This is a genomic window from Microbacterium sp. P26, assembly GCF_023712585.1.
Lineage (GTDB): Bacteria > Actinomycetota > Actinomycetes > Actinomycetales > Microbacteriaceae > Microbacterium > Microbacterium algihabitans_A.
The window spans coordinates 246,631-257,584 of record NZ_JAMAXZ010000005.1; the positions used below are offsets into that span (position 1 = coordinate 246,631).

General features: G+C 71.4%; 12 protein-coding genes. 7 read left to right on the forward strand and 5 right to left on the reverse strand.

The features are described 5' to 3' along the window. The first annotated feature begins 82 nt into the window (after nucleotides 1–82). A complete protein-coding gene (gene phoU, locus M3667_RS11835; protein ID WP_251508214.1) occupies nucleotides 83–766 on the forward strand; it encodes a phosphate signaling complex protein PhoU in 684 nt (227 codons plus the stop codon). 57 nt (nucleotides 767–823) lie between these two features. Here the strand turns inward: phoU and M3667_RS11840 are convergent, their stop codons facing one another. Beyond that, on the reverse strand, nucleotides 824–1,570 hold the full coding sequence (locus tag M3667_RS11840; protein WP_251508216.1) for a phosphoglyceromutase: 747 nt from the start codon (nucleotides 1,568–1,570) through the stop codon (nucleotides 824–826). Nucleotides 1,571–1,629: 59 nt separating this feature from the next. Here M3667_RS11840 and M3667_RS11845 point away from each other — a divergent pair, with 59 nt between their 5' ends. Continuing rightward, nucleotides 1,630–2,418, forward strand: a complete 789-nt coding sequence (locus M3667_RS11845) for a class I SAM-dependent methyltransferase (RefSeq protein ID WP_251508218.1) — start codon at nucleotides 1,630–1,632, stop codon at nucleotides 2,416–2,418. A gap of 2 nt (nucleotides 2,419–2,420) precedes the next feature. Here the strand turns inward: M3667_RS11845 and M3667_RS11850 are convergent, their stop codons facing one another. From M3667_RS11850 to M3667_RS11865, 4 genes are all read right to left on the reverse strand, one after another. Further along, nucleotides 2,421–3,530 carry an FUSC family protein gene (locus tag M3667_RS11850; protein WP_251508220.1) on the reverse strand — a complete coding sequence of 370 codons (1,110 nt, stop codon included), beginning with the start codon at nucleotides 3,528–3,530 and terminating at the stop codon, nucleotides 2,421–2,423. Continuing rightward, entirely contained in the window at nucleotides 3,527–4,615 is a 1,089-nt protein-coding gene (locus M3667_RS11855) for a folate-binding protein YgfZ (protein ID WP_251508221.1), read from the reverse strand. The genes M3667_RS11850 and M3667_RS11855 overlap by 4 nt, the downstream gene beginning before the upstream one ends. A gap of 2 nt (nucleotides 4,616–4,617) precedes the next feature. Beyond that, the gene (locus M3667_RS11860; RefSeq protein ID WP_251508223.1) at nucleotides 4,618–5,217 is read right to left on the reverse strand and encodes an FABP family protein; all 600 of its coding nucleotides are present in this window, start codon (nucleotides 5,215–5,217) and stop codon (nucleotides 4,618–4,620) included. Between the two features lie 133 nt (nucleotides 5,218–5,350). Beyond that, a complete protein-coding gene (locus M3667_RS11865; protein WP_251508225.1) occupies nucleotides 5,351–5,641 on the reverse strand; it encodes a hypothetical protein in 291 nt (96 codons plus the stop codon). A 117-nt stretch (nucleotides 5,642–5,758) separates the two neighbouring features. Here M3667_RS11865 and M3667_RS11870 point away from each other — a divergent pair, with 117 nt between their 5' ends. From M3667_RS11870 to M3667_RS11890, 5 genes are all read left to right on the forward strand, one after another. Further along, nucleotides 5,759–6,451, forward strand: a complete 693-nt coding sequence (locus tag M3667_RS11870; protein ID WP_144833818.1) for a winged helix-turn-helix domain-containing protein — start codon at nucleotides 5,759–5,761, stop codon at nucleotides 6,449–6,451. Between the two features lie 67 nt (nucleotides 6,452–6,518). Next, on the forward strand, nucleotides 6,519–8,687 hold the full coding sequence (locus M3667_RS11875; protein WP_251508227.1) for an RNA degradosome polyphosphate kinase: 2,169 nt from the start codon (nucleotides 6,519–6,521) through the stop codon (nucleotides 8,685–8,687). Continuing rightward, nucleotides 8,684–9,622, forward strand: a complete 939-nt coding sequence (locus M3667_RS11880) for an NUDIX hydrolase (protein WP_251508229.1) — start codon at nucleotides 8,684–8,686, stop codon at nucleotides 9,620–9,622. Before M3667_RS11875 ends, M3667_RS11880 begins: the two co-directional genes overlap by 4 nt. Further along, nucleotides 9,619–10,125 (forward strand): hypothetical protein, encoded by a 507-nt coding sequence (locus tag M3667_RS11885; protein ID WP_251508231.1) that lies wholly within the window; start codon nucleotides 9,619–9,621, stop codon nucleotides 10,123–10,125. Before M3667_RS11880 ends, M3667_RS11885 begins: the two co-directional genes overlap by 4 nt. Nucleotides 10,126–10,363: 238 nt before the next feature. After that, nucleotides 10,364–10,954 (forward strand): DUF222 domain-containing protein (locus M3667_RS11890; protein ID WP_251508233.1); only part of this gene is annotated, 591 nt, incomplete at its 3' end.

Sequence of the window (10,954 nt, forward strand, 5' to 3'; positions counted from 1 at the left end):
CACTCGTTAACCTTCGCTGGGAAGAATCCCCGAAGGCCGCGGGACTCCCTGTGCCGTGCCGCCGACGAGGAAGGTACCCGCGATGCGCGAAGTATTCCACCAGTCCCTCGAGGACGTCCAGAGCCGCCTGGTCGAGATCGCCGACCTCGTGACCATCGCGATCGACCGCGCCACCCGTGCGTTCGGAACCAGTGACGTCTCCCTGGCCGAAGAGGTCATCGAAGCCGACGCGATCATCGACGAGAAGGCCGTCGAGCTCGACGAGCTGGCCATCGAGATCCTCGCGCGCCAGCAGCCCGTGGCCCGCGACCTGCGCATCGTCGTCACGGCGCTGCGCGTCAGCGCCTCGCTCGAGCGCATGGGCGACATGGCCGAGCACATCGCTCAGCTCGCCCGCTCGCGCTTCCCCGAGCGTGCGATCCCCAAGGGCCTCAAGAGCACCTTCACCCGCATGGGCGAACTCGACGTCGAGGTGGCGCGCAAGCTCGCCGAGCTGCTGCGCACGCAGGACCTGCGCCTCGCCGAGGCGATCCGCGACGACGACGACGCCATCGACGAGCTGCACGTGAACGTCTTCGAGAAGGTGCTGGGCGACTCCTGGAAGGGCGAGGCCACGGCGACCGTCGACGCGACGCTCGCCAGCCGCTACCACGAGCGCTTCGCCGACCACGCGGTCTCGGTCGCGAAGAAGGTCATCTACCTGGCGACCGGCGATTGGGCCGGGGCCGACGACGACACCGTCGTGGAGCCCAGCCCGGTCATCTGATCGCGAACGACGAAGGGGGCGGATGCCATGGCATCCGCCCCCTTCGTCGTTGCGGTCTCAGTGCTTGTTGCCCTGCGCGGCCACGGCGGCGGCTCCCGCGGCGGCGGCCTCGGGATCGAGGTACTCGCCCGGGCCGAGGGGCTTCATCTCGTCGTCGAGGCGGTACACCAGCGGGATGCCGGTGGGGATGTTCAGCTCGGCGATGTCGGCGTCGCTGATGCCCTCGAGGTGCTTGACCAGTCCGCGCAGCGAGTTGCCGTGGGCCGTGACGAGCACGGTCTTGCCGGCCCGCAGGTCGGGGACGATGTCGCTGTGCCAGTAGGGCAGCATGCGGTCGATGACGATCTTCAGCGACTCGGTGTCGGGCACCTCGCCGTCGATGCCGACGTAGCGGGGGTCGCCGACCTGGCTGTACTGGTCGTCGGCGGGCAGCGGTGGCGGCGGAACGTCGAACGAGCGGCGCCAGAGCATGAACTGCTCGTTGCCGAACTCCTCGAGCGTCTGGGCCTTGTCCTTGCCCTGCAGGGCGCCGTAGTGGCGCTCGTTCAGACGCCACGAGCGCTTGACCGGGATCCACAGGCGGTCGGCCGCGTCGAGGGCGAGGTTGGCGGTCTGGATCGCGCGGCTGAGCACCGAGGTGTGCAGCACGTCGGGCAGGATGCCGGACTCGGCGAGCAGTTCGCCGCCGCGCTTCGCCTCCGCCTTGCCCTGATCGGTGAGTCGCACGTCGACCCAGCCGGTGAACTGGTTGGTCTTGTTCCATTCGCTCTGCCCGTGGCGGAGCAGGATCAGCGTGTGAGGCATGGGTCCATGCTATCGAGGCGCGCGCCTCGCACCCGAGCCCGGGCTGGCATCATGTCGGAGTGACCCCCTCGCCCGTCGGACGTCCCACCCGGGGCACGACCGGCGTCAACCGTCTGCGCCGCATCGACCGCTGGATCGCGCGGCATCCGGTGCTGCGGCGCACCGACGACCCGCTCGTGGTCGATCTGGGTTTCGGCGCGAGCGCGGTCACTCCGCTCGAGCTCCTCGCGCGCCTGCGCAGCCAGCGCTCCGACGCCGAGGTGCTCGGCCTCGAGATCGACCCCGACCGCGTCGCCCGCGCGCGGGAGCAGTCCGCGGGCGTCGAGGGCGTGTCGTTCGCGCGCGGCGGGTTCGAGGTGCCGCTGCCGGGTGGGCGTCGCCCCGCGGTGCTCCGGGCCATGAACGTGCTGCGCCAGTACGACGAGGCCGACGTGGCCGACGCCTGGGCCCGCATGTGCGCGCGGCTGCAGCCCGACGGCATCCTGGTCGAGGGCACCTGCGACGAGATCGGGCGCATCGCCACCTGGGTGGAGGTGGGGGCGGATGCCGTGCCCCGGTCGCTCACCGTGTCGCTGCGGCTCGCCGAGCTCGACTCCCCCGCCGTCGCGGCCGAGAGACTGCCGAAGGCCCTCATCCACCGCAACGTCGAGGGCGAGCGCGTGCACTCCTTCGTCACGGCCCTGGAGCGCGAGTGGGTCCGCGCCGCCGTGGTCGCCCCGTTCGGTCCCGTGCACCGCTGGCGCACCGCGATGCTCGCCCTGCAGGAGGCGGGGTGGCCGCTGCTGCGCCGCGAGCGGTGGCGGCTGGGCGAGGTCGGCGTCGCCTGGCACGCGGTCGCTCCGCGCTGAGCTCAGATGCGCGGGAGCAACGCCTGCGCCTCGGCGGCCGGCATGCCCGCCGCCACCATCAGGTCGACGGCGAGCGGTCGCAGCGCGGACACGAGGTTGAGCTCGCCCACACCTCCGTCGGGCAGCAGCGCGGCCGGGTCGAGGCGGCGCGCAACCGCGGCGACGGCCTCTCTCGCGACCGGCTCGATCGAGATGTCGTCGAGGCTCTCGCGAACGAGCGCCGCACCGCGGGCGAGGTCGGCGAGCAGGTCGGCCGGAACCGGGCGACTCACGCCGTCGGCGCACAGGTACGCCGCGCGCCGCGCGACGACGCGCAGGTTGCGGGTGGCGAGGTCGAGGGCCGCGCGCACGCGCTCGTGCCGCTGCAACTCGCTGCGCTGGCGCCGCAGGAACGGCGAGATGCGCGCCACCTCGCGCCCCGACTCGAGCGATCCGCTCCACGCGTCGACGTAGGTCTGCAGTGACCGGGCGCGCTCGAGGGCGCGCTCCGCGCGGACGCGGTCGCCCCGTCGGAGCGCCCGCACGATGCTCGCCATCGCCGCATCGAGCGCGTCGAAAAGTTCGTCGGCATCGCGCAGCTCGGTGCGTCGCAGGGTACGGGGAATGAGGGCGGTGACCACGAGGGCGGCGAGCCCGCCGACCGCGCCGTCGACGAGACGCAGGAACGGTGCACCGGTGACGAGCACGAGCGCGATGAGCGACTGCGTGACCGCGGCCAGGGCGAACCCCGGTTGCGGCGAGAGGAAGCGCGCGACCACGAGCGTCAGGGACATCGCGAGCGCGATCTGCCACCACCCGGCGCCGGCGAGCAACAGCACGAGCTCGGCGATCAGGATGCCGACGAGCATGCCCGCGACGGTCTCGGCGACCCGCCACGGCCGCGCGTCGCGCACGAGCCCGAGGCTCGACACGGTCACGGTGGCCGCGAGCAACGGCACGGGGTGGCCGAGGACGAAGTGGGCGAACGCGTAGGCGGCGGTGGCGGCGACGACGATCTGCGCGGCGGCCGGGAGCGACTCGCGCACCCGGAGCGCCCTTCGGCGCAGCGTGGTGCGCAGCCGGGATCGGGGCACGACGACCCCGACGGTCGTCGAGGCGTCGTCGTCGGTCATTCCGCGGAGCGGCGGCGGCCCAGGCGCGGAAGACGCGGAACGGAGGCGGTCGCCCCCGCGTCGGCGGGGACGACGGTCTCCGCGGCGGCGGCGAGGGGGCCGTCGGCGGTGTCGACGATCAGCGGGACCCCCTCGGGCGCGTTGCGCTTGACCAGGGCGAGCGCGATCGGTCCCTCTTCGTGGTGCACGGCCACCGAGGTGATCGCACCGATCACGTCGTCACCGGCGCGAACCGCGTCGCCGCGGGCGGGGAGCACGTTGTCACTGCCGTCGAGCTGCAGAGCGACCACCCGACGCGGCGGGTGACCGAGGTTGTGCACCTTCGCGACGGTCTCCTGGCCGCGGTAGCAGCCCTTCGACATGTGCACCGCGGTGCGCAGCCAGTCCATCTCGTGCGGGAGCAGTCGCTCGTCGGCATCGACCGACACGCGCGGGCGCCAGGCGGCCACCCGGAGCGCCTCGACGGCGTCGAGTCCCGCGACGGAGATCTCGCCGCGCGCCGCGCGCCCGACGAGGGCGTCGAACTCCGCGGCATCCAGGATCGCCTCGGCCCAGTCGCGGTCGGCTCCCGGGTGCTGATCGACGCGGGCGTAGGCCCACCCACCGGGCGACACGTCGGGCCACGGGTCGATCCAGACCGGCGCGACGGCGGCCAGCCCGCTCACCGCGGCGCGGGTGCCGCCCACCACGAAAAGGTCGGCCGCGAGGTCCTGCACCTCCACCCGCAGGCGGAAGCGCATGCGCGTGAGCCAGGCGGCGAGGCCCTCGACATCCGCCGCGTCGACGATCAACCAGGCGGTCTCGCCGTCGTCGACGACGGATGCCGCGTGCTCGACGCGACCCTGCGGATCGAGGATGAGCATCTCGGTCGACACGCCCGGGGCGAGGTGCGTGAGAGCCTGCGACGACAACGAGTCGAGCCAGCTCCGGCGGTCTTCACCCGACACCGAGACGACGCGACGGTCGCCCAGGGGCGCGACGGCGGTTCCGGATGCCAGGCGTCGCTGCTCCGCGACGGGCGAGCCCACGTGGCGGAGGCCGCGGTCGTCGAGCACGGCTCCGGGGATCTCGGAGAGGGAGGCCATGATCACTCCGCCCGGGCGAGACGCGCCGAGGCGTGCGAGCCGAGCTCGCGGCCCAGGGCGGCGATGTCCCACGCCCACAGGAGATGGTTGTCGACGAGGCCGTACAGTCGCGTCGCCGCGGTGTAGATTTTCGCGCCCGAGGCGCGCACGACGGCGTCGGTGGCGAGGTCGATGCGAGGACCCTTCACCTGACCGACGTAGAGCTCGAGCACCCCATCGGCGTGCACGAGGCTGACCTCAATGTCGAAGCCGCCGTCGGCGTTGCGCAGGGCCTCGACGTCGTCGGCGGTGCGCTCGACGGCGGGAGCGGTGGGGGGAAGCAGGGCGGGACCGGCGTCGGCGTCGCCCGCGGGCCGGGCGAGGCGCCAGTAGCCGATCTCCGAGACGAGCGGACGGCGGTCGCCCGCGTCGATCAGCCAGGCGTCGGCGGAGTAGTTGAGGAACGCGCCGCCGTCGTGGCTGAAACTCACCCGGTGGGCGAACTCACCCGAATAGGAACGTCCGTCGACCTCGTAGTCGATGACGCCGGTGCCCTCCCAGACGCCGACGAGCCACGAGAGCGGGACGAGGTCGGCGGGGAGATCGGTCGGAATCTCGATCACGAGACGACCGTCAGCGCTGACCGCGGAAGAGGTTCCAGATGACCGTTCCGGACACGAAGGCGATCGAAAGAGAGGCGAGGCCGAGGAGTCCCAGGAAGAACAGTTCGAGCGCGAGGAGGTCCATGCCCCAACTCTAGCCCGAGACGACCGCCGCCAGCGCGAAACCGGCCGTGATGACACCCAGCACGACCGCGGCGCCCAGACTGCTGATCGCCATGCGCTGGATGAAGGCCTGCGAGCGGCCGTACCAGAGCTGCACGGCGAACGAGACGATCAGGCACCCGCCGAGAGCGACGCTGATCCACTGCGCGCGCCAGTGCGCGGGGACGAACAGGCCGATGAGCACTCCGGCGACGGCCGCGAGCACCCACACGGCGACGATGCCGCCGAAGGTCCGGCGCGGCGCGAGGTCGGGGGTCGACATGTCCCCATCATCACCCACGGGTGCGCTCCCGCGCACGCGGAACGCCGGTGACACGAGCGGCGCGCCGGGTCACCCTAAGATGATCGGGTGCGCGGCAGACCGCGCGGGGAGGTCTCCTTGGCTCAGCTTCTCGTTCTCAGCTCCGCCCCCGGCGGCGGCGCGGCGTTGCCCGCGCTCGAACTGCTGAGCCACCGCGTCCGTCAGATCCCGGCCGAGGCCGCCCAGCTGGTCAACGCGCCGAGCGCCGACGTGATCTTCGTCGACGCCCGCTTCGACCTCGTCGGCGCCAAGTCGCTGTGCAAGATCCTCTCGACCACCGGCATCGAGGCTCCCCTCGTGCTCATCATCACCGAGGGCGGTCTCACCGCCGTCTCGACCGACTGGGGCATCGACGACGTCGTGCTCGTGGGAGCGGGCCCCGCCGAGATCGACGCGCGCATCCGCCTGGCCATGGGCCGACGGAGTGCTGAACAGGTTTCCACGCGCATCTCGACGTCGGGCATCACGATCGACGAGTCCTCCTACTCGGCGAAGGTGCACGGCAAGCCGCTCGACCTCACCTACAAGGAGTTCCAGCTCCTCCACTTCTTCGCCACCCACCCCTCGCGGGTGTTCACGCGCGAGCAGCTGCTCAGCGAGGTCTGGGGCTACGACTACTTCGGCGGCACGCGCACGGTCGACGTGCACGTGCGGCGCCTGCGCGCCAAGCTCGGCGATCTCGAGCAGCTCATCGGCACGGTGCGCAACGTCGGCTATCGGTTCAACGTCTACGAAGACGACCCCCAGCCCGCGGCATCCGCCCCCGCCTGAGGCCGCATCGCGGCCACGCGCACCGCGTGTTCACGCGCGTGTCACCGACCCCTGCAATGATGTGGGGATGATCGAACACGACGCGCTGGATGCCGGACTCGGCGACGCCGACGACGACGACTTCGACGAAGCCGTAGAAGTCGAAGACGACCAGCTGCCCGACCACCGCTACCTCGACCGCGAGTTGAGCTGGCTGGCGTTCAACCAGCGCGTCCTCGAGCTCGCCGAAGACCCCACCGTCCCGGTGCTGGAGCGCGCGAACTTCCTGGCGATCTTCGCCAGCAACCTCGACGAGTTCTTCATGGTGCGCGTGGCCGGGCTCAAGCGCCGCATCGTCACGGGCCTGGCCGTTCCCACCAACGTCGGTCGTGCCCCCCTCGACGTTCTCGCCGACATCTCGGCCGAAGCGCATCGTCTGCAGTTGCGCCACGCGGCGGCATGGACCGAGAAGGTGCGCCCCGCCCTCGCCGAGTCGGGCATCGAGGTCGTGTCGTGGGGCTCGCTCGACGAGCCCACCGCCGAGCGACTCACCGAATATTTCCAGCGCAACGTCTTCCCGGTGCTCATGCCGCTGGCCGTCGACCCGGCGCACCCCTTCCCCTACATCTCGGGTCTGTCGCTGAACCTCGCGATCCGCATCCGCAACGCGCGCACCGGCCGCCAGGAGTTCGCGCGCCTCAAGGTGCCCCCCATGCTCCCCCGCTTCGTCGAGATCGGCGGCGACGGGCCGGGCGTGCGCTACCTCCCTCTCGAGGAGCTCATCTCCAACCACCTCGGCGACCTGTTCCCGGGCATGGAGGTGCTCGACCACCACGCGTTCCGCCTCACGCGCAACGAAGACATGACGATCGAAGAGGATGAGACCGAGAACCTCATCCAGGCGCTCGAGGCCGAGCTGCTGCGCCGTCGATTCGGACCCCCGATCCGCCTCGAGATCACCGAGGACATGGATGAGGTCACCCGCTCGCTGCTGCTGAGCGAGCTCGACATCACCGAGCAGGAGGTCTACCGCCTGCCCGGTGCCCTCGATCTGCGCGGCCTGTTCGACCTGTCGCGCATCGACCGGCCCGACCTGCGCTACCCGCCCCACGTGCCCAAGACGGCGCTGGCCTTCCAGCCGCCCGAGCAGAACGGCCGCGCCGATCTGTTCGGCGCGATCCGCAAGGGCGACGTGCTCGTGCACCACCCCTACGAGTCGTTCGCGACGAGCGTGCAGGCGTTCCTCGAGCAGGCCGCCCGCGACCCGCACGTGCTCGCCATCAAGCAGACGCTGTACCGCACCTCGGGCGACAGCCCCATCGTGCAGGCGCTCATCGACGCCGCCGAGGCGGGCAAGCAGGTGCTCGCGCTCGTCGAGGTGAAGGCCCGTTTCGACGAGGCCAACAACATCGTCTGGGCGCGCAAGCTCGAGAAGGCCGGCGTCCACGTCGTCTACGGCCTCGTGGGGCTCAAGACGCACTGCAAGCTCGCCCTCGTCATCCGCGAAGAAGAGGGGCGCCTGCGCCACTACAGCCACGTGGGCACGGGCAACTACAACCCCAAGACGAGCCGCATCTACGAGGACTTCGGTCTGTTCACGGTCGACGACCAGGTGGGCCGCGACCTCACGCGCCTGTTCAACGAGCTGAGCGGCTACGCGATCGAGAAGAAGTTCAAGCGTCTGCTCGTCGCCCCCCTGCACCTGCGCAAGGGCCTCCTTCGACACATCGAGAAGGAGCGCCAGAACGCCCTCGCCGGCAAGACCGCGGGCGTGCGCATCAAGGTCAACTCGATGGTCGACGAACAGATCATCGACGCGTTGTACCGCGCCAGCCAGGCGGGCGTACCCGTGGAGGTCTGGGTCCGCGGCATCTGCTCGATCAAGCCCGGCGTCGAGGGCATGAGCGAGAACATCACGGTGCGTTCGATCCTCGGCCGCTATCTCGAGCACTCGCGCATCTTCTCGTTCGCGAACGACGGCGACACGCAGATGTTCATCGGCAGCGCCGACATGATGCACCGCAACCTCGACCGCCGCGTCGAGGCGCTCGTGCGCGTGGTCGACCCGGGTCAGGTGCGCGAGCTCACCTCGCTGTTCGACCTGGCGATGGACGACGGCACGAGTTCGTGGCACCTCGGGTCGGAGGGCGAGTGGACGCGTCACAGCGTCGACGCCGAGGGCGCCCCGCTCGTCGACCTGCAGGAGCACACGATGAGCCTGGTGCAGCGCAAGCGACGCTCGCGGACGGCGCGGTGACGGAGACCGCCGTCTACGCCGCCGGCGGTGTCGTGTGGCGCATCGTCGAGGGCAAGCTGCGGATCCTCGTCATCCACCGCACGAAGTACCGCGACGTCACCCTGCCCAAGGGCAAGGTCGACCCCGGTGAGACGCTCGCCGAGACGGCCGTGCGCGAGATCCGCGAAGAGACCGGCATCCGGGTGAGCCTCGGCGTGCCGGTCGGGGTATCTCGGTACCGGATGCCGAGTTCGCGCACCAAGATCGTGCATTACTGGGCCGCCGAAGCCACCGATGCCGCCGTGCGCACCTCGAGCTTCGTGCCCAACAAAGAGGTCGCGGCGATCGAGTGGGTGAGCCTGAAGAAGGCGCGCAAGCACCTCAGCTACCCGGTCGACACCGAGATCCTCGACGAGTTCACGCGGATCGTCGACGAACGCGCACTGCCGACGTTCCCGATCGTGGTGCTGCGCCATGCGAAGGCCCGCTCGCGCGACGAGTGGGACGGCACCGACACCGCCCGGCCCCTCACCCCCCGCGGACGCCGGCAGTCGCAGGCGATCGTCGGCCCCCTCCTCGCCTTCGGCGTGCGTCGGATCGTGTCGAGTCCGGCCGAGCGATGCGTGCGCACCGCGACCCCCATCGCGCAGGCGCTCGGCCAGCGCATCGTCGTGAGCGCCGCGATCGGTCAGGACGCCTGGGAAGAGGGCACCGCCGACGCGCGTGCTGTCGTCGGAGAACGCGTCCGCGCCCGCAAGCCCGTCGTCGTGGTCAGCCACGGTCCCGTGCTCCCCGACATCATGCACGAGCTGGCGTTGGCCACCGGCACCATGCGGGGCTCGTACCTCGGCAGCTCTTCGGCACTCGAGCCCGCGGCGTTCTCGGTCGTACACGTTCCCGTCGAGCACCCGGGCGCGGGGATCGTCGCGATCGAGACGCACGAACCGCAGGCGTGACGCTGCGTCCCGGAATCCGCGTCGTCTGGCGCGCGGTGCCCCCCGGGATCGACCGTCGAACGGTCTCGCGCGCGGTGCTGGCGGGGCTCCTGCCGTCCGCTCGCTTCGTTTCGCGGTGCTCCTCGTGCGGCGGCGAACACGGTCGCGTGCGGGTGGAGGGGGAGGATGCCGCGGTCTCGGTGTCGTACGCGGCCGGGTGGACGGTCGTCGCGATGACGCAGGAGCATGCGGCGATCGGAGTGGATGCCGTGGCCGCCGACGCCCAGGGGCTCGCACGCGTGCTGCCGGGTGGCGGTGACGCGCTCTCGTGGGCGCGCGTCGAGGCGGTGCTCAAAGCCGACGGGCGGGGGCTCGCGGTGGATCCGGCGCGCGTGGAGGTCTCGCTCACCGGACACGGGTGGAGCGCGCGCGTGCAGGAGGCGGGGGCCGCCGACGTCGTCTGGCGGGGCGAGGACGTGAAGGCACCGCCGGGCATCGTCGCGGCGGTCGCTCTCGGGTCGTGAGCGCAGGAGCCCTCGCGCGATGGTCGCGCCCACGGCAGCGGGGGTGCACGGCGGTTTTCGGACGTATCCGGATGCCGTGGTGGACTTCACCCGCAAGATCACCCGCTGCCGCCTGACCTGGGATTTCCCCGGCGCGCACGGTCCCGACGCGCCTTCCTGCTCCTCGATCGGCCCAAAGCAGGCCGGATGCGCCGCGATACCTGGGTTCAATGTCGGAGGTCGTCGCTAGCATGCGAACATGTCATCCGAGACCTCGTCGACACCCGCAGGGAACGGCCCGCGGGGCCTGTCCGCGGTGCTCGCCGAGGTCCGCTCCACCGGCGCTGTGCTCGCCGCCGCGGAGGTCGCCCGCACCCGCGCTCTCGCTGAGGCCGGGCACCTCGCCCTCGACGTCCTCGCCGACCGGCGCGCGTCCGCCCGCGCCGCGCAACTGGCCCTGCGCGAGGTCGCATCCGAGCTCGCGGCGGCTGAGAACCTCTCCGACCGGTCGGTGCAGCGGCAGATGTGTCAGGCGATGACCCTCGTCGACGACTACCCCACCACCCTCGCCGCGTGGGAGGCGGGGGCTCTCACCCGCGCCCACGCCCACGTCATCGCCGACATCGGCTCAGCCCTCCCGCCCGAGAAGAAGGCCGAGTTCGACCTTCTCGCCGTCGCCACCGCCGAGGGCCGCAGCCCCGCCCGCCTGCGCTCCCGGCTGGCTGTCCTGGCCGAGAAACTGCACCCCACCACCCTCACCGAACGTCACCAGCGCGGCCGCGACACCCGCTGCGTCCGCCTGGTCACGGGGGCCGACGGCATGTCCGACCTCATCGCGACCCTGCCCACC